This window comes from Pedobacter hartonius, assembly GCF_900107535.1.
Taxonomy (GTDB): domain Bacteria; phylum Bacteroidota; class Bacteroidia; order Sphingobacteriales; family Sphingobacteriaceae; genus Pedobacter; species Pedobacter hartonius.
The window spans coordinates 26939-49100 of sequence record NZ_FNRA01000016.1 but is presented as its reverse complement, the minus strand read 5'-3'; the positions used below and the strand labels follow the sequence as shown (position 1 = coordinate 49100).

22 protein-coding genes are annotated in these 22162 nt (G+C 44.3%); 4 read left to right on the top strand and 18 right to left on the bottom strand.

Going from position 1 to position 22162, the window contains the following annotated elements:
• Positions 1 to 23 precede the first annotated feature (23 nt).
• From BLW16_RS21240 to BLW16_RS21205, 8 genes are all read right to left on the bottom strand, one after another.
• On the bottom strand, positions 24 to 839 hold the full coding sequence (locus BLW16_RS21240; RefSeq protein WP_090559895.1) for a TerC family protein: 816 nt from the start codon (positions 837 to 839) through the stop codon (positions 24 to 26).
• A 273-nt stretch (positions 840 to 1112) separates the two neighbouring features.
• A complete protein-coding gene (locus BLW16_RS21235) occupies positions 1113 to 2399 on the bottom strand; it encodes a citrate synthase (protein WP_090559894.1) in 1287 nt (428 codons plus the stop codon).
• A gap of 119 nt (positions 2400 to 2518) precedes the next feature.
• Complete coding sequence (locus BLW16_RS21230) at positions 2519 to 3055, bottom strand: DUF3347 domain-containing protein (protein WP_090559893.1); 537 nt, start codon at positions 3053 to 3055, stop codon at positions 2519 to 2521.
• A 303-nt stretch (positions 3056 to 3358) separates the two neighbouring features.
• Positions 3359 to 3904 (bottom strand): hypothetical protein, encoded by a 546-nt coding sequence (locus BLW16_RS21225; RefSeq protein ID WP_090559892.1) that lies wholly within the window; start codon positions 3902 to 3904, stop codon positions 3359 to 3361.
• Between the two features lie 307 nt (positions 3905 to 4211).
• Positions 4212 to 5153 (bottom strand): tRNA (adenosine(37)-N6)-dimethylallyltransferase MiaA, encoded by a 942-nt coding sequence (gene miaA, locus BLW16_RS21220; RefSeq protein ID WP_090559891.1) that lies wholly within the window; start codon positions 5151 to 5153, stop codon positions 4212 to 4214.
• 4 nt (positions 5154 to 5157) lie between these two features.
• Entirely contained in the window at positions 5158 to 6009 is an 852-nt protein-coding gene (locus BLW16_RS21215) for a hypothetical protein (protein WP_090559890.1), read from the bottom strand.
• Positions 6000 to 6332, bottom strand: a complete 333-nt coding sequence (locus BLW16_RS21210; RefSeq protein WP_090559889.1) for a hypothetical protein — start codon at positions 6330 to 6332, stop codon at positions 6000 to 6002. The genes BLW16_RS21215 and BLW16_RS21210 overlap by 10 nt, the downstream gene beginning before the upstream one ends.
• Positions 6333 to 6367: 35 nt before the next feature.
• The gene (locus tag BLW16_RS21205) at positions 6368 to 7465 is read right to left on the bottom strand and encodes an MBL fold metallo-hydrolase (RefSeq protein WP_090559888.1); all 1098 of its coding nucleotides are present in this window, start codon (positions 7463 to 7465) and stop codon (positions 6368 to 6370) included.
• Positions 7466 to 7575: 110 nt separating this feature from the next.
• On the opposite strand from BLW16_RS21205, the gene BLW16_RS21200 reads away from it, so the two are divergent.
• Positions 7576 to 8406, top strand: coding sequence for an aminotransferase class IV (locus BLW16_RS21200; protein ID WP_090559887.1), 831 nt, complete (start codon positions 7576 to 7578; stop codon positions 8404 to 8406).
• 97 nt (positions 8407 to 8503) lie between these two features.
• Here the strand turns inward: BLW16_RS21200 and BLW16_RS21195 are convergent, their stop codons facing one another.
• The 10 genes from BLW16_RS21195 to kynU all read right to left on the bottom strand — a co-directional run bounded on the left by BLW16_RS21195 (position 8504) and on the right by kynU (position 18790).
• Positions 8504 to 9466 carry a hypothetical protein gene (locus tag BLW16_RS21195; RefSeq protein ID WP_090559886.1) on the bottom strand — a complete coding sequence of 321 codons (963 nt, stop codon included), beginning with the start codon at positions 9464 to 9466 and terminating at the stop codon, positions 8504 to 8506.
• Between the two features lie 6 nt (positions 9467 to 9472).
• The gene (locus tag BLW16_RS21190) at positions 9473 to 10582 is read right to left on the bottom strand and encodes a toxic anion resistance protein (RefSeq protein ID WP_090559932.1); all 1110 of its coding nucleotides are present in this window, start codon (positions 10580 to 10582) and stop codon (positions 9473 to 9475) included.
• A 68-nt stretch (positions 10583 to 10650) separates the two neighbouring features.
• Positions 10651 to 11265, bottom strand: coding sequence for a TerD family protein (locus tag BLW16_RS21185; protein ID WP_090559885.1), 615 nt, complete (start codon positions 11263 to 11265; stop codon positions 10651 to 10653).
• Positions 11266 to 11271: 6 nt separating this feature from the next.
• A complete protein-coding gene (locus tag BLW16_RS21180) occupies positions 11272 to 11826 on the bottom strand; it encodes a TerD family protein (RefSeq protein WP_090559884.1) in 555 nt (184 codons plus the stop codon).
• 1 nt (position 11827) lies between these two features.
• Positions 11828 to 12667, bottom strand: coding sequence for a phosphoribosyltransferase family protein (locus BLW16_RS21175; RefSeq protein ID WP_090559883.1), 840 nt, complete (start codon positions 12665 to 12667; stop codon positions 11828 to 11830).
• Positions 12664 to 13353, bottom strand: coding sequence for an HAD family hydrolase (locus tag BLW16_RS21170; protein WP_245735407.1), 690 nt, complete (start codon positions 13351 to 13353; stop codon positions 12664 to 12666). The genes BLW16_RS21175 and BLW16_RS21170 overlap by 4 nt, the downstream gene beginning before the upstream one ends.
• A 357-nt stretch (positions 13354 to 13710) precedes the next feature.
• Positions 13711 to 15567 carry a DNA topoisomerase gene (locus BLW16_RS21165; protein WP_090559882.1) on the bottom strand — a complete coding sequence of 619 codons (1857 nt, stop codon included), beginning with the start codon at positions 15565 to 15567 and terminating at the stop codon, positions 13711 to 13713.
• A 169-nt stretch (positions 15568 to 15736) separates the two neighbouring features.
• Positions 15737 to 16642 (bottom strand): histone deacetylase family protein, encoded by a 906-nt coding sequence (locus BLW16_RS21160; RefSeq protein WP_090559881.1) that lies wholly within the window; start codon positions 16640 to 16642, stop codon positions 15737 to 15739.
• A gap of 1 nt (position 16643) precedes the next feature.
• Positions 16644 to 17504 (bottom strand): bestrophin family protein, encoded by an 861-nt coding sequence (locus BLW16_RS21155; RefSeq protein ID WP_090559880.1) that lies wholly within the window; start codon positions 17502 to 17504, stop codon positions 16644 to 16646.
• Entirely contained in the window at positions 17501 to 18790 is a 1290-nt protein-coding gene (kynU, locus tag BLW16_RS21150; RefSeq protein ID WP_090559879.1) for a kynureninase, read from the bottom strand. Before kynU ends, BLW16_RS21155 begins: the two co-directional genes overlap by 4 nt.
• A gap of 317 nt (positions 18791 to 19107) precedes the next feature.
• Between kynU and BLW16_RS21145 the strand changes: the two genes are divergently transcribed.
• From BLW16_RS21145 to BLW16_RS21135, 3 genes are all read left to right on the top strand, one after another.
• Positions 19108 to 19953 carry an Rpn family recombination-promoting nuclease/putative transposase gene (locus tag BLW16_RS21145; protein WP_090559878.1) on the top strand — a complete coding sequence of 282 codons (846 nt, stop codon included), beginning with the start codon at positions 19108 to 19110 and terminating at the stop codon, positions 19951 to 19953.
• Positions 19954 to 20014: 61 nt separating this feature from the next.
• Positions 20015 to 20437 (top strand): secondary thiamine-phosphate synthase enzyme YjbQ, encoded by a 423-nt coding sequence (locus BLW16_RS21140; RefSeq protein WP_090559877.1) that lies wholly within the window; start codon positions 20015 to 20017, stop codon positions 20435 to 20437.
• 114 nt (positions 20438 to 20551) lie between these two features.
• Positions 20552 to 21673: a hypothetical protein gene (locus tag BLW16_RS21135; RefSeq protein ID WP_090559876.1), complete on the top strand. Its 1122-nt coding sequence runs from the start codon at positions 20552 to 20554 to the stop codon at positions 21671 to 21673.
• Positions 21674 to 22162 lie beyond the last annotated feature (489 nt).

Genomic DNA, 22162 nt, shown 5'->3' with positions numbered 1-22162 from the left:
CTATGAAGATGTACCGGATAATCTTAAGACTTATCCAGTACGTCCTCTGCTTGATCAGATACCGGGTGATCAAGCAGGTTTTTCTTTGGAAAATTGAATAACAATGAGCTCAGTACTGGCAGGATAAAAATTGCCACGGTAAATATCGAAACAAATAGATCCGTTTTCTCGCCCTCTATGATCTGCGATATTGGTGATTCCGGATAGAAATGAGTAAGTAACGAAGAGGTGAGCTTAATGCCCAGCACCCCTATAACAATAAAAGCCACAGTCTCCAGGAAGGTAAACTTCTCCATCAGCTTCACAAAGGCCTGTGCCACAAATCTCATCGCCAGGATGCCTATGAATACACCGATATAAATCAGCCAGATATGGTCAGTAAAAGCTACCGCTGCAAAAACGTTATCAATAGAAAATGCAAGGTCCATCACTTCTACCAAAGCCACCGTTGCCCAGAAGGTACCCACCAGTCCTACTGTAGATTTATAAATCCAGCTTTTGCTTTTGTCAATTTCTTCTTCTTCAGCAGCATCCTTCACATTCTTCTTCCTGAAATAATCAAAGGCAAGGTATAAAAGATATAAACCACCAAGTGGTTTAAGCCACCATATTTTTACCAGCCACGCCGCCAGGAACAAACAGATCCCGCGAAACACATAGGCCCCGATAATCCCGTATTTCAATGCTTTATCACGCTGATCTTTAGGCAAGTCCATCACCATGGTAGCCAGTACGGCCGCATTATCCACAGACAATAAGCTTTCTATAACGATCAAATTTAAAATAATAAGGAGACCGGCCTGAATATCATCTCCCAGAATAGTGTGTAAAAAATCCATTTATATAGCGTTGTTTGGGTTCTAATTTACTAAAAAATTAACGAACCAGCACCAGAACGACACAGAATCTACCTTCTTACCGGCCATCATGCTATAGACAATCCCAAAAAAAATGGTTCCCTCTTTCAATGCCTGCTGCTGAAGCGCAGCAGGCATTGAAAGAGGGAACCATTTTTTTCAGCGAAGCCATCACAACCCTAAGCGCTATAGAATCACGTTAGGCCATATCAAGAGATCACTAAGCGCTATCGAAATCAGGCCCGGCTATAAATATTATCTTTTTTCAGCTTCTACAAAAGTCCTGTCGGTATGACCAACATAGATCTGACGCGGACGGCCGATAGGTTCTTTGTTTTCGTGCATTTCCTTCCACTGTGCAATCCATCCCGGTAAACGGCCCAGGGCGAACAATACAGTAAACATATCTGTAGGAAAACCTAATGCCCTGTAAATAATACCTGAGTAGAAATCCACATTAGGATATAACTTGCGTTCTACAAAATAAGGATCGCTCAAAGCAGCTTCTTCCAGTTTTTTTGCAATTTCAAGCACCGGATCGTTGATACCCAATTTCTCCAGGATATCATCACATGCTTTTTTAATGATCTTTGCACGCGGATCAAAGTTTTTATACACACGGTGACCAAAACCCATCATACGGAAAGGGTCGTTTTTATCTTTAGCTTTATTGATCCATTTCTCTGTATCACCCCCGTCTTCCTTAATACGTTCCAGCATTTCAATCACAGCCTGGTTGGCACCACCATGCAGCGGGCCCCATAAAGCAGCGATACCTGCAGAAACAGAAGCGTAGATATTACAGTCTGATGAACCCACCATTCTTACTGTTGACGCAGAACAGTTCTGCTCATGGTCAGCATGCAGGATCAGCAGTGTGTTCATAGCTTTCACTACTACCGGATCAATTTCGATCTCTTCGGTACGCTGGCCAAAGGTCATGTTCAGGTAGTTGCTTACGTAGTCATATTTGTTTTTAGGATAGATCAGCGGATGTCCTAATGATTTTTTATAGATAAAAGATACAATTGTCGGGAACTTAGCCAGCAATTTGATCATCTCACGGTTCATTGTCTCCGGTGATGAATTTGCATCCAGTGACTCAGGATAGAATGTTGACAGCGAGCAAACCAGTGATGCCAGCTGTGCCATAGGATGAGATTTTGACGGATAGCCATCCAGGAATTTTTTCATATCCTCGTGGATCAGCGTATGTTTAGTGATCTGCGACTGGAAATTCTTCAGCTCATCAGCTTTGGGAAGGTCGCCATAGATCAGCAGATAAGCAACTTCAAGAAAGGTAGATTTTTCAGCAAGGTCCTCAATAGGATAACCCCTGTATTTTAAGATTCCTTTTTCACCATCCAGGAAGGTAATTGCACTTTTGGTAGATCCTGTGTTTTTGTATCCGAGATCTAAAGTAATGTGACCTGTTAAATCCCTCAATTTTGAAATATCAATTGACTTTTCTCCTTCAGTACCAGTCACAATGGGAAATTCATATACTTTACCATCAATCTTAATTTCTGCAAAATCTGACATATATCTTTTAATTTATAAATAACAAAAATAACTATTCTCGTGACAATAGCCTATAAACAAGTATAACAAAGCTGTTAAATTATTGTTATGCACTGACCGTCACTCTTTAAAAAAGGATCTTACTTTTTAGGTTTTATTTCTTCCACAACCCCGCCACAATCCATCATTTCTTTTCCATAATAGGGATTGCGGATTTTGCTTTCCGACGAAAGCCAGTCTCCCCCGTCACCGTTATTGGCCATCGGACAATGCTGTACATATATAGTACCTTTCTTCAGGTCTACATGTTTAAACAGGGCAATCACGTCCGAGCTCAGCGGGGTGAATTCCTTACGCTGGATTTTAATATCTCCAGTACCGGCAATCTTATCCGCAATCAGTGCTGTGTTCTCACATCCTTCAAAAGCGGAGAGTGCTTTGGAGAGATCTGCAGCAGTCTGGCGTGCCGCAACGGCATTTCCCGCTACGAGTGTATTTTTCAGACTGATATAACCATTGTATATGTTTGCAATCTTTGGATCGGCCAGCTGCACATCCACCGCAGCAGTTGCTGTATCGGTTTTAGTGATACTATCGGTCAGGGCAGCATCTTTTTTGGGAGCGTTTGTACAGGCCATTAAGACCGACAAAAACGCTATTCCAATATATTTTTTCATTGCTTTATATTTTTTAAAGGATAACGAAGTTCGCATCTGATTGTTCGTTGCTTTTTTGTCACAAGAAATCTATGCAGGTTTCATCAATTCCGTTTTTTGCTCAAAATACTATTTTAATTCTAAATAAATAAAAAAGCTCAACATAATCGCGAAGCCTTTTTGAAAATATTGCAATCGGTAAAGATGAAGGCCTGATTGACGTATAAACAGGTCTTAAAATCCAACTCCAACCAACAAAAAAGCAGCCCTGATTAAATACCAGAGCTGCTCTCAATACCCCCATACGGGAGCACTCATATTTTATTATAATTTAAATCCGTAGGCGATACGTAGTGCGATCTGACCAGTACGGTTTTTGTCGTCCACCAGGCGCAAGGCGTCACCTTTACCTGTGTTTTCGTATTTAAGACCTAAGTCCAGTCCGTTGCTCCATGAGTAACCGATTGTCGGTGCATAAAGGAATGTAGTTTTAGCATTATCGGTCACACCGAAAGCAGCACCCACTTCAGCCATTGCATATACACCTGAACCTGTTGGGTCAAGGAAATATTTCAGACCGGTTTTCACAGGAATATATCCGTAATCAGGAACGTCCACAATTGCGGCGCCATTGAAATAGCTTCTGTCTTTAGCGAAAAAGTTGGTATAACCTGTAGCAACAGGAACTGATAATTGTTTAGTTACATCGAACTGAATACGTGCGTCGATACCGGCAGCAAAGCTGTAAGCACCATCGGTAGGAATACCTAAGTTCGCACCAAAGCCAATCTTTTGTGCGCTTACATTTGTCGAGATCAATAATGCAACTGCAGCTACTGCAGAAGCAAAAAGTTTAGTAGATTTTTTCATTAGAATATATTTGTTTTTGATCGTTTATGAAGCTATCATCAGCTTATTCATTACATTTTGTAGGCGGTAAGCTGATGACGGTTTCATTGCTTGTTTATTTTGTTGTAAATTCCAGAATCACTCTGTTATGGCCACATTTACAAACAGCATGCCAATAGCGGCATTACATTTTTTTAAGTCCGGAAAAAATGGTCATTCATCTTTGCGGCAGAGATTTTCGTAGAAACAGCAAGCAGCATCGTTATGAGAGAGATCAGGGTCTTAGCCTTGACGCAGAATATTATTTATATTATTATCACACAGCATTTTACACACCATACTTCTTCTTATACAGTTTAAACACGCTTTCCTTCAGCATGCCGGGTTCCAGATCCGAATCCAGCCAGTTTATCACGACACCGTCTTTTTCCATTTTTCTGAAAAAAGTCATTTGCCTTTTGGCGAACTGACGTATCGCAATGTATAGTTTCTCCTTCAAATCTTCGAAACTGAGCTCATTTTGAAGGTACGCGGTTACAAACTTATACTCCATACCATAAAACAGGAGTACCTCAGCGGGTACTCCCCGTTCCAGCAAGCCCTGTACTTCTTCAATTAAGCCTTCATTGAAACGGTCGTTCAGCCTCTTCAGTATGCGCTCCCGCCTGGAATTCACTTCCCCTGTTAAACCGATAACCAAAGGGTCGATCTGCGGGCGAAGCTCTTCCCTGAAAGAATTGTGCTGCAGGAAATCTGCAATCTCGATAGCCCTCACCAGCCTTTTTGCCGAAGAAAGGTCTGCATGGGCAGTCGATGTGGCCGAATACCCCGATAAAAGAAGCCTGAGTTGCTGAATATCATGAACAGGCAGTTGTTCCCTGAATGCTGTATTCACCGGAATAGCTGTATACTGATGGTTCTGCAGGATGCTATGGATATACATACCTGTGCCGCCACAGAGTACGGGCAGTTTTTGCTGCCGGAGGATTCCTTCATAGGCGAGGTAAAAGTCATCCTTAAAGGCATTTACATTGTATTGCTCTCCCGCCTCCCTGATGTTGATCAGGTGGTAGGGAACGGCTCTTCCCTGTACAGTATATTCCGCCAGGTCTTTGCCCGTACCAATATCCATATCTTTAAATACCTGCCTGCTGTCGGCACTGATGATCTCGCCGTTCAGCGTTTCGGCAACTGAAACTGCCATTCTGGTCTTGCCGGAGGCAGTTGGTCCAAGAATGATCAGGAGAGGGTTTATAGCTATTGATGACATTGACTTACAGGTATAAGATATATTTAAGATTGCCGGTATTAAAGATGCGGATATATTGCAGGGAATTCAAATAGGCCGTTTCTTCGGATGGATCCAGCGTATGCAGCACAGCTTTGATCTCTTCGGGCAAGCGGTGAGGGAAACAGCGGCTCATGTCCTTTTTGTTCAGCCATATTTCGGCAGGGGCCGAAGTGTCAACCAGTTCAAAACCCAGTTTGGCGTATCCCTTGCCGTACGACCAGTCCAGGTCTGTATAGGTCATCACGTCATTCGGGGAAATGGTTTTGATCAGGTGACGGATCAGTTTACTTAAGCCGCCCTGTACAGTAATTCCTTCGGTGGTGGCGAACCTGATCAGTTCAACCGAAGTATAACTATCCTGTTTCCTGGTCATCTTTCTTTTTCCGCTAAAAGACGCCGCCGCCAGGAGCCGACCGTCCAGTGTTAAGCCATATTTGTACCTCGCAGTGGCCGAGGATTGCAAATGGTACTGATCAAAAAAGCGATCTGCTTCGGTTTGGTTAAGGGATATGATTTGGGTTTTACGGCCATGCACCGGACTATTCTTCCCAAGCATGGAACAGATCCTGCTTAACACTTGCGACGGCCTTGTCATCCAGATATCCTCCCAGAGTTGTACAAGCTGTATGCCATCAGCCTGATATGCATGCTGTAAGTCCGGCAGCTCCTGCGGCTGAAAGTTATTTTCAGCAGGTATTAAATTCAACACCAGCTGGCCGGAATCCTCAAAATTTAACAGCAGGGCTTTACCGGAAACAACAGGTGCTGCAATAATTCCCTTTAATTTTAAACACGTTATTAAATTTTCCTGCCAGCCGGCAATTTTTAAACCCACTCCTGTTCTTTAAATATTTTATATCCAGCCGCTACTTTATCTTCGATCAGGTTCTGCGTAAGCTCATCCAGTTCTTTGATCACCAGGGTACGTTCATGTTGCGGCAGTCCTTCCGGCAGCAGGTCAAATGCTACATGGTCATCCTTTATTTCCAGTGAAACAAAAAAAGTTTCCGTCCGTTTTTCCCCGTCAATTTCAATATTTTTCTCAGACCAAAGATCGTATTTTTCTTCACTATTGATTCTATTGTTAAAGCCCAGGGCAGTATAGGGCTGCAATGCCGCCCTAATCGTTTGAAATATTTCTATCAGGTCCGTCTTCATATGTTTACAATTTAAGATATAACACAGCCGGAAAATTATTGTTTAGCAGGTGCCACATTTAGCCACCATTTGCTGTCCGGATAATATGCGCCCAACACTATTGTTTCACCCAGCTGCGGCGTAGTCATCTTTTGCTGGTTTGCTTCTGCGCTTTTCAGCACCCGCAGGATAGGCTCATCCCAGTCGTGCAGCGCCAGCGAGAACTTCGCCCAGTGAACAGGAAGCAGCCATTCGGCCTTCAGGTCTTTTGCGGCTTTCACCACCTGTTCAGGAAACATATGGATATAAGGCCAGTATTCATTGTATTGTCCGCATTCAAGGATAGCCAGGTCAAAAGGCCCGTATTGATCTCCTATGGTTTTAAAATGGCTTTCATACCCTGAATCGCCACCGAGGAAGAGTTTATACAACGGCGTTTCCAGGATAAAGGACGACCACAGTGTTTGTCCGCGCTTAAACTTCCTTCCGCTGAAATGCCTGGCGGGCGCAGCTGTGAACCTCAATCCCAGTATATCTGCCTGTTCATCCCAGGCCAGTTCAGTAATCTTTTCCGGAGAAACACCCCAGCGTTCCAGGTGGGCACCAACACCCAGCGAGGTCACCATATGTCCGGTCTTATCTTTGAGTTTCAGGACGCTGTGCATGTCCATATGGTCATAGTGGTCATGCGTAATCAGGAGAATATCAATTTTATCAAAGTCCTCTGCATGGATAAAGTCCGTTCCGTCATAACTTTTATTGCCAACCATCGAAAAGGGGGAAGTAGAACGGCTGAAAACCGGATCTACCAGTATCTTCAGTTCATCGATCTGCAGCAGATATGAGGAATGGCCAAACCAGGTTACCTTGGTACCCGCTACAGAATGCAGTTCGGGCTGAACGAATGGCAGCATTCCCGGAGGTTTTTTACGCGGGTTACCTTTGATCATCGCTTTCATGACGTCCCAGTACGTCACTCCTTCCGGTATATCCGGCGTATGCACCAGATTCCTTATGGCGCCGTCTTTGTACATCGGGAGCTGGGCGATCCTTTCCATCCTTGCATCCTTTGGCAGGCTTCCGAATGCGGAAATATTGAGTAACCTATAGATCAATACCACAGATATAAATAAAATAGCGAAAAAGATATACATCGAAAATGTTTATAATATTAATAATAGCAAATGGCAACGAATATAAGTATTGAAGATGTAGAGCGCGCGGATTTTTTATTAATATTGCAAAACCTCAACCCAACAGGCTAATGGCAACAAAATATGTTTACATCAATGATACTTTTATAACGGAAGACAAGGCTGCACTGCTGATCACGGATCTGGCTATACAGCGTGGGTACGGGATCTTTGACTTCTTTAAAACTATTGGTGGCAAACCAATTTTCCTGGAGGACCATCTGGACCGTTTTTACCATTCCGCCCATAAAATGCACCTGAACATTGCCTATTCCCGGGAGGAACTGAAGTCGATACTGGCGGAACTGATGGAAAAAAATGATCTTCCTGATTCCGGGATCAGGATTACGCTCACCGGCGGCTATTCCACTGATGGTTATCTGCTTCCTGACAAACAGAACCTGATTATCACCCAGCAGCACTTCCTGATGGACCTGGAGCTGAATACCCGGGGGATTCGCCTCCTTACCTACGATTATCAGCGGCAGCTTGCCAGGATGAAAACCATTGATTATGCTATGGCCATCTGGCTGCAACCCTTTATCAAAGAGAACAACGCAGACGATGTGTTATACCACCACAACGGACAGGTGAAGGAAGTTCCCAGGGCAAACTTTTTTATCGTGAGCGAACAGGGGGAAGTGATCACCGCTAAGGGCGACGTACTTCCGGGCGTTACGCGTAAAAACCTGCTGTCCCTTGAAAACCATGAGCTGAAGATCACCGAGCGCGAATTTACCCTGGAAGAACTTCAGAACGCCAGAGAAGCATTTATCACCAGCACCACCAAACACATTTTACCTGTCCTTCAGATAGACGGCAGGCCGGTTGGTGACGGCAAAGCAGGAAAGATATCAGAACAGCTTTTAGCCCTGCTTGTTGAAAAAGTAAAAAGAAATTAAGGGCTGCCGTTAAGATCAATTAAAGGCTGACAGCAAAACGGTCGGTAAGGGTAAAGCGGGAATACCGGAGCTGCTGCCAGTAAACCGGAACAATCGGCTAAAGCATATCTGTATTCAGCATCGACTTCAGGATATTGGCCTGAACATCAAAATTATTCAGGTTATTAAGGAAATCGATATCAGCTATTTTCGCATAGTTCTCTTCCAGCAGCCTGATGATCCCGGCAGGAATATAGGTTTTCACCGAAGCGGCATTACTTTGCAGCTTATCATTTTTATAGGCCAGCTCCTGGATCATGCGGACTTTCTCAGATGATGTGCCCGAGAAATCTGCCCCTGCCAGTTCTTCAGGCGTACAAAAAAGAAACAGGTTCCTTGCGGGATAAAACAGAAAATATTGGCCCGTATCCAGGAATTTATAGACCTCAATGATCAGCGTTCCGGACTTCAGCCCGTATACAAATTCAGTTTTAAAATCATACTTACAGAGCAGCCCCATCAGCTTACGTTCAATAGTAGCATATTGGTTTGCATACACAGTACCTGAATCATAGTCAATCAGTTGAGCAAGCTGATCTGAAGAGATGGTATAATAAAAATCCTTTGCAAAACGCGCGCTGAACTGACTGACGTTTTTTACGAAGGGGAAATCTGTAGTCAGGTCTGACAGCACCTCGTAAAGGTTTCTCAGCGAGTTATTGATCTTCAGTGCCTGGCGCTGTTTACCGGCGATGAAGCTCTGCTCATTCACCAGCGTTTCGTTCAGTTTTGCTATCACCTCCCTGTTCAGCCGGATCTCGTCATCAATGAGCGTTACGTTTTTCTCGTTGCTTTTCTTGATCTTTCTGAGCAGTTCTATCACACTGGTGGTAAACTGCAGGTGAAAAAGTTCCAGCTTATCAATGGGGAGCTGGGGGTTATCAGCAAATAACTGATGGATGACCTGGCTGCGCAGGAATATTTTATACACTACCTCCTCCTGAAAAAATACAGACAGGAGCTGCAGGCGGCTGATCATCTGATCAGACTCCTTTAATATACTGGCAGCATGTTCATCCATCCTTAACTATTTAACCTGCGTAACGTTTTTCTTGAGTTCAGTTTCCAGGTTTTTCAATTCCGTATCCAATACCCTTCGGCTTTTCTCTCCCTCTTCATGAATTTTCTTCACTTCATCCAGTGTGGAGATCAGCGAAGCGGTAGTCATCTTCAGGGTTTCCAAAGATACGACAGTTTTTTCATTCTCTTTAGCTACATCAATGCTGTTTTGTTTGAGCATATCGGCGTTTTTCTGCAGGATGGTGTTCGTCGTGTCAGACACCTTCTTCTGCATCTCTACATTTGCCTTCTGGCGCTGCAGGGCTACGGCGATGGTCAGCTGGTTTTTCCAGACCGGGATCGTGGTAGAAATGATCGATTGTGCCTTCTCGGCTACAGAAGTATTGTTGTTCTGCACCAGGCGGATCTGTGCCAGGGACTGCATCATGATGAAACGCACGATCTTCATATCCGCCAGCCTCTTGTCCAGGCGGCTCAGGAAGTCCCTCAGGTCGGCGATCTCATAATCTTCAAAATCTGCGGGCCTTCCTTCCATTTCGGCAAGTTTCACACTGAGTTCATTGTATTTGATCTGCCCGGAGATGATCAGTTCCTCCATCTGGTGGATATAGGAAACGTTACTTTCAAACATCGTCTGCAGAGAACTGTTGTCCTTCAGCGAGTTCAGTCTGCCGGCTTTGATTTTATTGGTAATCTTATCAATATTATTCACCACTACATCATACTTCTGGAAAAGCTTTTTCACATCCACCACGAGGTTCTTCAGAAAAGGGATTTTTGAAATGAAAGACTTAAAGCTACCCTGTTCCAGCTCAGACACGTCAATATAATTCAGCTCCGTCAGCAGTTCATTGATCAGTACACCCACATCGCCACTGTTATACGTACGCACCGAAGCCAGGAAATCATTACTATATTTCTCCATGGCATTCTGTGTATCCGCCCCATAGTTCAGGATTGAATTGACATCAGATGGCTCGAGCGACTTATTGAGGTCATTATACTTTGATATCTCCTGCGGACTAAGCGCAGTAAGATCTACATTTCCGTCCTTATCTAATTTCGCAGGTGTAGTAGCGGGTGTAGTATTGGATAGTTCCTGAGCGTTTGTTTCCATAACATTAAAATTGAGCATGAAGCTGAAACCGATTCAAACAAACCGGCATCAGCTGAAAAATATTTAAATTACAGGTAGTTTTGCATTACCGTTTGTACGGTTTGCTCCAGTTTCCTGTCTTTTGTAGGTTCCCCGATCGCGTTGAACTTCCAATCGCCGTTCTTTTTGTAGAACACCCCCATTACCATTGATACATGGCCGGCAAAACCGGCACCATGCGCAATATCATAGGTTGCAAATACCTCGTTCACGCGTGTGGCCGTTCCTTCATAGATCCTGATTGAGGCAAAAGGGATCGAAGCAAAATCCTGTCCCTGGAAGCTGTTAAGCACAAAGGCCACATAACTTGCTGTTGCAGGAAGCCTGGACAGGTCTACCGTGATCACCTCGTTATCCAGTCCGTCATCCCCGCCGGTATCACCTGTACGGTCGTCCCCGCTATGTTTGATTGAGCCGTCTTTGGAAGCCAGGTTACCGAAATATACCACTTCCATCAGCTGTTTGCTTTCATTATAGACTGCACAGCTTGCATCCAGGTCTACCGCAACTTTAGAAGAACCAAAGCCAAACAGGCCTTTCTTTTCAATGGCTCCCCAGTTGATCCCTATACAAACCTGCTGTAATTTGGTTCCATTGGTTTTTTCAAGACTGATACGCTGTCCTTTTTGAAGATTAATTGCCATAATTGCTTATTGATATTTATTAAGATAATCCTGCAGGCCACCTTTCATCCCTACTCCTACAGCTTCAAATTTCCATTTTCCTTCACGTTTGTAGATCCTTCCGAATTCCACTGCGGTTTCGATAGAGAAATCCTCTTCGAGTTCATATTTCAGGATCTCCTGGTTGGTCACCGCGTCAACAATACGGATAAAGGAATTTCTTACCTGTCCGAAATTCTGCCTGCGGGATTCAGCTTCATGGATCGTCACCACGATACAGATCTCTGTTACCTTCGCATCTGTCTTTGACAGGTCTACTTTCACCTGCTCATCGTCGCCATCGCCATCCCCTGTCAGGTTATCGCCTGTATGTTCTACTGCTCCGTCCGGAGAGATCAGGTTGTTGTAAAAAACAAAGTGTTCATCAGATACGATCTTTTTGTTGTCGCCCAATAAAAAAAGAGAAGCATCAAGGTCAAAATCGGTGCCTGTAGCGGAACTATTGGTATCCCATCCAAGGCCTATAGTAAATTTCGGGGCATCAAGATTTTCGCGCTGCCCCTTTTGCAAGTTTATAGCCATTTTATATTAATTTATATTTTTTAGTATTAATCTGATTTTTAATGTAGTTCAGGTTTAGCGTATAGGCATCTATCGTATGATACCCGTTACCTAATGCCAAATTATACAACATATTGATAAACTCTTCTGTTTGATTTGCAATAAATATAGAAAAACTGCTGAAATCGGTATTCAATATATATTTAACTATCCTGGTATTGAAAGAGAAGGAACCACTTTTAACAATCCCGTCAAGGTCAAATATAGATTTTACCTGGTGATAATTAAGCAAATTTTCTACGTTGGGGTGAATATCTTTATTCGCCAGTTCAGCAAAATAAAGCAGGTGGATATCATTCTTCATCTGGTATTCATCTACCATCTTCAGGATCATCCGTTCATGACTTCCGGTGATGCGGATATCATCGAGGAACAGCAGGGTTTTATGGTCCAGGAAGTGTTTGTCGATATGAAAGGAGTCATTCCCGATCAGGTTCATGCGCTCCTCGGCGCTCAGGGCACCGTAGTCTTCCTTATAGGTGATCGTGCGGTGCACCTTTGCCTCCTGTACTACCAGCCCGCCGTTATCTACCATCCAGCGGTTGAGCTGATGGATGAAGTAGTTCTTCATGGCAAAGGTGGCCGTAGGAATAAAAGAATAAGGACTGGAGATCACCACGATCTGGTTCTCAATAAAATTATCCTGCAGATAGCCGGAAATGAAGCCCGCAGCAAGCTGCTCACCAAATTCCTTTGCGACCAGGTCATCCCCGAACTTAAACCTTGAATAGGCATTGGGATCAAATCCGAATATTTCCGCGTGATGGATCTGATGTAAAGCATATGACTTTGTTAAATTCATCTTAAACAGGTTATGGGTTGCTGATTTGAGTTAATTAGCACACTGTGTATGCCCAGCTGATTGGCGCCATGGACATCCGCAACGGGGTTATCCCCTACATGGACGATCTCATGGAGTTCCAGCCCGCCTTGTTCCCTGCGGTTGAGCTGGTCCAGCATCAGCTGGAAGAAAGCTTTGTTTGGTTTTGACAGCCGCACTTCGTCTGAGTACAGCTGGAAATCCAGGAACTGGTCCAGTTCGAGTGCCCCTAAGACCTTCCGGAGCGTTATCCCGCGGATAAAGCCCGTATTGCTCAGCAGGCTCAGCGTTGAAGACTCTTTCAGACTGCCCAGCAGGTCTGCCGTGTTCCCGCAGTAGAGGTGAGGCATATAATTGAACAATAACGCTTCCATTTCAAGGTATAGTGCTTCAGTATCCACGGCTGCAAATCCGGGCTTATAGTCGTTCATGATGCTGATCACCATCAGGTACATTTCATCGGCATCGATATTTTTGCCCGTTCTTTCGTTGATACTGTTGCACATTAGATCCACATTCCTGAAAATTGTGACAACTTCGTCAAAAGATTTTTTTAGGGGGTTGTACCGGGCATGAAAGATCTTCGCCCGCTCCTGTTTGAAAGCAGGATCAGACCTGATCAGTGTGAGCCAGAGATCGAAAGAATAGTGTTTATATCTTTTCATCATTCATTTTAGGACATACAAAATACAAAAAATTACGATAAAAAATGTCAGTTGCAGAAAAATTAATCTTTTGTTGATCTTAGATGAATGAAGTTAGTAGTATCTGGTGATATATTAAGATTTCTCTCCCATTCCCTGGTATCAGGGAATGCACGTTCGAAAACAGCATTCCCTTTTTTATAAAAGATCATCTTCGGGATCTTACGAAGCATATTGCAGAACCCAGTGTTCTTTATCAATTTTTCTTCTATCAGGAATTTACGGCTATCGTTAATGGCGTAAACGAAGCAGCGAGCTGTTTATTGCGAAATATTTCCGTTACAGTAAGGTCTGCTTTTGTAAACACGCCCCTGTGTTCCCTTACACTACTGGAGTGTCTTCCTTTTTAGGCATCAGCTTTTCCGCCAGTCCGGCCCCTGCCGCCAGCAGCTCGTTGGTGATGGAGCGCGTGTATTCAGAGATCTCCGCCTTAAAGTCCTTCACCGAGGCGCCCGAACGGATCTCTTCCAGGCGTTTCTCCCAGGAACCTGTGAGTTCTGCCTGGGCGATCTTCTGGTCCTTCACCACATCGTATACGGAAAGCCCTTTATGCGTAGGCACAAGGTTCCTTTTTTCCCTCTGTATATACTCCCTGGTGATCAGGGTCTCGATGATCGATGCACGTGTAGCCGGCGTACCTAAACCACTGTCCTTCATTGCGTAGCGGAGCTCTTCATCTTCAATCTCTTTACCTGAGGTTTCGAGCGCTTTCAGCAGCGAGGCTTCATTATATAAGGCCTTCGGCTTGGTTTGTTTTTCCAGGAAAACCTTCTCCACGATCGGTAGTTCTGCTCCTTTTTTCACTGTAGGAAGTGATGGGTTGTCTTCATCCTTTTTCTCCTCGTCTTTATCATTCAGTACCGAGCGCCATCCTGCAGAGCGGATCACCGTTCCGTTGGCAATAAATATGGAACCCGATTCAATGGTGATTTTGGTGACTTCCTTTACACATTCCTGGTGGAAGGCTTCAAGCATCCGGGCAACTACCATATTATAGATGGCCTGTCTGTCGGAGCTCAGGCCCTGCGGTGTCACTCCTGTAGGTAATATGGCATGGTGATCCGTTACTTTCTTTGCATTTACGCTTCTTTTATTCAGCGGGATGGTTTGCAGGAACTCAGCCGATTTCCCGAAGTAGGAATGTGTGGTCAGCTGACTGATCAGTTGCGGCACTCCGGCAAATACATCATCCCCGATATAACGACTCCCGGTACGGGGATAGGACACCAGTTTACTTTCATACAGGTTTTGCAGCAGGTTCAGCGTCTGATCTGCCGTATACCCTTTACGCTTGTTGGCTTCCTGTTGTAAGCTGCTCAGGTCATGCAGCAGCGGTGGCGGTTCTTTCCTCGGTTTGGCCTCCACATCGAGGATCTTTCCTCCGTTAGGGAAACCCGAAGGGACATCCTCAATTTTATCAAACAGCGCCTGGGCTTCTTCTTTTATATTGAAGTTGGCCACAGACACCGCCTTAAACAATTGTCCGTCTTTATCCAGCTGAATGCCCAGCTGAAAGTATAACTGGGGTACAAAATTCTTTATTTCAATATATCTTGAACAGATCATTGCCAGCGTAGGTGTTTGTACCCTTCCGAGCGACAATACCGAACGTGCACCTGCAGAGATACTGAGTGCCTGTGTAGCGTTCATCCCCACCAGCCAGTCAGACTCTGACCTGCAATGCGCCGAGTTGAACAGCGTATCGTAATCCGTACCCTGCTTAAGGTTCCGGAATCCTTCTTTGATCGCTTCGTCAGTTTGCGAAGAGATCCAGAGCCGCTTGAATGGCTTTTTACATTTCAGGAAGTAATAGATATAGCGGAAAATAAGTTCCCCTTCCCTCCCGGCATCCGTTGCCACGATGATCTCAGTAGACTCGTCGAACAGCTTTTTGATGATATCCAGCTGTTTCCTTACACCCGGATCTTCTACAAAACCGTCTTTGGTTTTAATCTTCCTGATTGACAGCTTGAACTTAGCCGGCAGCATTGGCAGGTGTTGTCTTCTCCAGCCGATAAATCCGTATTCCTGAGGAGGTGCCAGTTGCAGGAGATGCCCGAATGCCCAGGTGAAAGAGTATCCTTTCCCTTCAATGTATCCGTCTTTCTTAACCGTTGCGCCAAATACTTTAGCGAGCTCACGTGCAACGGATGGTTTTTCTGCAATAACAATCTTCATCAGCAATCATTCAGTTTGGAACCGATAAATCTCATCAAAATTATCTGGATACGGAACAGATGTGCAAAACTAGTCGGGCGTATAGTTTTCAAGCTGAACATTTTCAGGCTGTTGCCTGACGAAGCATTGCCCCGCCAACCTGCTGATTTCATCAGTACCTTAAACGGCCTCAATCCCCGAGCAGGTCTATCCCTACCTTATAGGTATTGCAATGTGCATCTACAATATCCCTGATCTCCGGGGAATACCCTCCGCCCATGCTTACCTGCACAGGCAGGCGATGATCTTTGCAAAACTGGAATACCATCCTGTCGCGCTCCCGGCACCCGGCTTTAGTCAAAGCGAGTTTCCCGAGTTTATCACTGGATAATACATCTACGCCCGAGAGATAGAACACGAATTCCGGTTCGTGCTGTTCATACAATTTCGGCAGGGTGTCTGCCAGAATAGAAAGGTAGGCTTCATCTTCCAGGCCATCATCCAAACCGATATCCAGGTCTGAAACCTCCTTTCTGAAAGGGAAGTTTTTTTCGCCATGCATGGAAAATGTAAATATCCGGGGTTCATGCTGCAGGATCTCGGCAGTACCATTCCCCTGGTGTACATCTAAATCGACGATTAATATGCGGCTATATATCTCTTTATGCAGCAAGTAATTAGCAGCAATCGCCTGATCATTCAACAGGCAGAATCCTTCACCCCAGTCCGATCCTGCATGATGGGTGCCGCCAGCCACGTTAAAGGCCAGGCCATGTTCTTTTGCATGCAGTGCCCCCTCTATTGTTCCCTGTGCAATCCTGAGTTCGCGTTCCAGCAACTGCGCATTCAGCGGAAAGCCTATCCTGCGCTGTTCCTTTGCGGGCAGCGTCAGGTCACTCAATTGCGTCCAGTACTCCGGGGCGTGCGACAATAGTACAGTCTCCTCCTTCAGCTGCTCCGGAGCAAATAGGTTCTCCTGTGTAATTACCCCTTCATGGAGCAGCTGCGCCGGAATCAGTTCATACTTCAGCATCGGAAAACGGTGCCCTTCCGGCAGCGGATGGGCATACAGCGGGTGGTATGCGATCTTTACCATTTTAGCCCAGGATCTCCCCGATGTGTTTTTCTATATTGTTACAAATCTCGTCCACCGGCAGGTCGTTCGCATCTTGTCCGAAGGGGTCTTCTATTTCTTCAGCTATGAGCTCCAAACTCGCTAATACATAGAACACAAAGGGCACGATCAGCACTACAAAAAAGCCGAGGCTGAACACCCACCCAAAGGGCAGTGTGATCACATACAGGAACAGGAATTTCTTGATAAATGCACTGTAGGAAAATGGGATCGGCGTCTTTTTTATCCGTTCACATCCCCCGCAGATATCGGTAAAACGACTCAGGTCGGCACTTAGTATGATCAGTTGTTCGCCCGAAATCTTTCCTTCGGCGGAAAGGTTCCACATCCGGGAGGTCAGGCTTCCGGCGATCTGGTTGGGGATATGTTTTCCGCCATCCACTTCAATCAGGAAGCTGTTCTTTCCAAAATACAATTTTTCACGCAGGTGTTCTTTCAGGGCAAAGGCATATTTAGGGATGCCATAGTTGAAAAACTCCATTTCTTCCTTTTCCAGTTTCAGTGCTTTGATCTTGATGGCCAGGTTACGGCTGACGTTGGTCAGTTCTCCGAGCAGCCGCCTGCCTTCCCACCACCTGTCGTAAGCCGTATTGGTACGGAATACCAGCAGCAGGGAGATCACGAAGCCCAGAATACTGTGCATGATGTTGATATTGCTGACAGAATTACTTTCCGACAGCTTAAAAAAGTGAAGTTCCAGCAGCGCTACTATGCCTGAGAAGGCACCTACACTGAGGATCAGCGGCCATAACTTCCTGAAAGTATCGCCTTTATGGACGTGAAAGATAAAGGTAAACCAGGCTTTGGGGTTGTAATTGATCATATCGCTTCTTCTCTGCTCAGCTGCAACAACAGTTCGCCGGCACGGTAAATATCTTCAAATGAATTGTATAATGGTGCAGGGCCGAAACGGATGACGTTCGGTTCTCTCCAGTCGCCCAGCACGTTGTTCTCTACCAGCTTGTTAAACACTGCTTTTGCATCTCCTTTGGCGATGATAGAAAGCTGTGCGCCCCTTTCGTTCTCATTGGCCGGGGTGATGATCTTGTATTGTTCAGTGCCAATCGTTGCATTGACCTCTCCGATCACATAGATCAGGTAGGCCGTTAAACTCAGGCTTTTCTTTCGTAGCGGCTCCATAAATCCAGCCTGCTCAAAAATCTTCAGGGAAGCATGGTACAAGGCCATCGGCATCACCTGGGTACAGCTGACCTGCCATCCGTCCGCTCCGGGTTCCGGGATAAAACCTTTCTCCATTTTAAAGCGGATAGATTCCTGGTATCCCCACCATCCTGCAAAGCGGTTCATCTGATCGTCGGCAAAATGATTTTCATGGATAAATATTGCTCCTATCCCCCCGGGGCCGCTGTTCTGATATTTGTAAGTACACCAGCAGGCGAAATCCACCTGCCAGTCGTGCAGCTGCAGGGGCACATTTCCGGCGGCATGCGCAAGATCGAAGCCTACGATGGCCCCTGCATCATGCCCTGCCTTTGTAATAGCAGGCATGTCAAACCACTGACCGCTGAAGTAATTGATACCGCCGAAGAGCACCAGGGCAAGCTGGTCTGCATTTTCAGCGATGATCCGGGTAATATCTTCCGTTCTCAGCGTATATTCTCCTGGCCTGGGTGCAATTTCGATGATCGCATCTTCGGGGTCGAAACCATGAAAACGCACCTGGCTTTCCAAAGCGTACTGGTCGGACGGAAACGCACCGGCTTCCATGATGATCTTAAATTTTTTTTGATCCGGGCGGTAAAAGCTAACGAGTAGCAAATGCAGGTTTACTGTGAGGGTGTTCATCGGGCAAACTTCTGCAGGTTTGGCTCCTACTATTGGTGCCATGAGTTCTTTGAGTTCTTTATGGTAAAACATCCAGGGCGTTTCTCCTTCAAACCAGCCTTCCACGGCAAGGTTTTGCCAGTTGTCGAGCTGTTTGCCCAGTACCTCTTTCGCAGATTTAGGCTGTAAGCCAAGAGAGTTTCCGCACAGATAGATAAAAGGCTTGCCGTTTTGTTGTGGAAATAAAAATTCTTCCCTTAAAGGATGCAGCGGGTCTTGTGCATCCAGTTGTTGTGCGTATGATAGCGTATTTTCAAATTTCATTTGTTCAGTATATGCGTTTGTCAGATGGAGCCTGCGATGATCAGGGAAATATTGCCTTACGGGTTTTTATTGTGATTACGCCGGGTTCATTGTAGTCAAATATCAAGAAAAAATAGTCAAAATCGCTGAGGCGGGATGAAATTACCATTGAGTTACGATTGGGGTCTGATTTTATGTATTTATATAGCTATACCTTGTCCAGATCCAATTTATTTCGGATAATTTTATATTTTTGATTAATTAAAATTAATTAATTATTAATATTATTCGCATTTTAAAGAAGTGAGTGCTAAATTTGCTTTACAACCAACCCGGCTATGGCGCTCAGAATAAACAGATATATAGACCCTTTAACAGATTTCGGATTCAAACATTTATTTGGTACGGAGGCACACAAGGAAATTATGATTAAATTCCTGAATGCGCTTTTTGAAGGCAGCAAAACGATTGTAGACATTACATATGGCCCTACTGAAAAATATGGCGATGCGATCGGATACAAAAAGGTATTCTTTGACCTTCTGTGCACAGGTGATGATGGAGAACAGTTTGTCATTGAAATGCAGCGGGGCAAGCAAAAGTATTTCAGGGAGCGATGTATGTTCTATCTGTCAAGACTGATTAGTCAGCAGCTGCCTGCGGGAAAGCCGGACTGGAATGTACAAATGAAAGAAGTCCACTTAATAGGCATCATGGATTTTAGCTTTGAAGACAGCAGCAACGGGGAGTATTATCATGACATTGCCTTCATTAACAAAAATACTGAAAAAGTTTTTCATGATCATATTGGGTTAAAGTTTGTGGAATTACCTAACTTTAATACACCTAAAGAAAAATTGAAGACAGAATTAGACAAATGGTTTTATTTATTAAAGAATATGCATAGTATGGATAAAATTCCGGAAGTATTGAATAACGAGGTTTTTCAAACAGTATTTGAAACAGCAGAAGTAGCAAACTTAAACAGAGAGGAACGTATGATATACGAATCGAACTTAAAAGCGAAATGGGATTATGAGGCTTCCATCGCTTATGCGGCGGAGGAAGCTACACTTAAAAATAAACAGGAAATTGCAGGTGCAATGAAACAGGAAGGATATTCATTTGATGAGATCGCAAAGTTAACCAAGCTTCAGGTGAAAGAGATTGAAAACTTAAAGTAACCAACAACCCGGCGGCACCGCTTCTATGCGCTTCATCAAAAGTATTTGTTAATTTAGCGCTATGAAGATCTACCAGCAACAGATACGCCTTCATGAAAGACGAAGGGGTTTCCACCTGATCACAGCGGATATTCTCCAGGCTTTTCCGCAGATCAACGAAATCAAAACAGGGGTATGCCAGGTGTTTATCCAGCATACCTCCGCTTCGCTGAGCATCAATGAAAATGCTGATCCTACGGTGAGGCATGATTTCGAGATGTTCTTTAACAAGGCTGTTCCTGAGAATGACCCGGACTACCTGCATGACGATGAAGGTTCTGACGACATGCCTGCCCATCTGAAGGCTGCACTGCTGGATACCTCACTGATGATCCCTATCCGCAATGGACGGCTGGCCTTAGGCATGTGGCAGGGCATTTATCTTTGTGAGCACCGCAATTACGGAGGTGCCAGAAACCTGATGCTCACGGCCTGGGGAGAATAAACCTAACCTAATGTGGGGATAATAGTAAAAGATATTGGTCATTTTAATATATTTGACGCAATATTTAATCACTTTGCCGATAACAGGCTTATCATTCTTGCTCAAAAAACATATATGAAGACAATAGTCGAGGTTAAATCAAAAAAAGAACTTGCTGCGTTCATTGATTTCCCACACGATCTGTACAAAAATGATCCCGTTTATGTGCCCGAACTGTTCATTGCACAAAGGGACCTGCTGACCACCCATCCATTTCACAAACACTCCTCACTACAGTGTTTTTTACTGTATGACGGAGACAAAATCACCGGCCGTGTTGCTGCGATCCTGAATAACCGGCACAATGAATTCAATGGTACCAAAGATGGTTTTTTCGGCTTCTTTGATGTGATCAATGATGCTGAAAGTGCACAGATACTGATCGATACAGCAGTAAAATGGCTGAAAGAAAAAGATAACACCATTACTAACCTGGTTGGTCCGGTAAATCTCACCACCAATGATTCAGCCGGACTACTGATCAAAGGTTTCGAATACCCACCCCTGATCCTTACCACTTACAATGCCCCATATTATGAAGGCCTTTTAGAAAACACAGGACTAAAAAAACAGGTGGATTTAATTTCATGGAGATGGAATAAAACCTCTTATGACGACCGTTCAGTACGGATATCTGATAAATTAGAGGAAAGACTAAATACCCGCGGGGTCATCATCCGCAAGATGAACATGAAGAAATTCAAGGAAGAATCTGCAAAGTTCAAACTGGTATACAATAGCGCCTGGGATAAAAACATGGGTTTTGTGCCACTTACTGACGATGAATTTGAATTCATCGCCAAAGACCTTAAAATGATAGCCGATCCTGATTTCGTACTTGTTGCCGAGAAAGAAGGTAAGTTTATAGGTCTTGCTGTCGCTCTTCCAGATGTAAACCAGATACAAAAGAAAATCCCCCGTGGCCGACTGCTTCCTACGGGCATATTCAAATTGCTTTTCGGTATGAAAAAAATCAAAGGTATAAGGATCTTCATGCTGGGCGTAATTGAAGGATACCGCCATATGGGTATTGAGGCAGTGTTATATGCCAATATCATCAAAAATTACAAAGCCCGGGATTTCGAATATGCTGAGGCCGGATGGACTCTTGAACACAACCATCCCGTAAACAATGCAATTAAAGCGATAAAAGGCGATCCTTACAAAATCCACAGGATCTACGAGAAAGCCATATAAGTTGATGAGCTGCGCAGGCCAGATCCGAATTGCGCAGCTCATTCAAAATCACACAACCCATAGTAGTAAGGTAACCATCAAACCTCTCCCACTGCTAATCAAGGGACATTTCAGGAAATATTTCTTACGTTTTAAAGAACCATTGGAGTTTTTTTTGAAATAAATGTCAAAACTTTTACTTGAAACCTTTAAATTTGTTTTCTGCTTCTGCATAGTCAGCAGCAGAAAACAAAAGAAATGTATTGATCAGCCTTTCAGGTATGTTTACCTGAATGAGGTTAGTCATCAAGATATTAAAAATCCACATTATTTACCTTGAATTAGTTATATCGGGCGTTCTGCCTGATATAACAATTCTATCTTTCTGAATAAAGTTCTATTTCCGATTTAATCGCATTAATAAATATCTAAATCACTACGATAAACATCGTCAATCACCGCAACAATATCCCGCTAAAGCCGTTAAAACAATTCTTGGCTATATTGTAT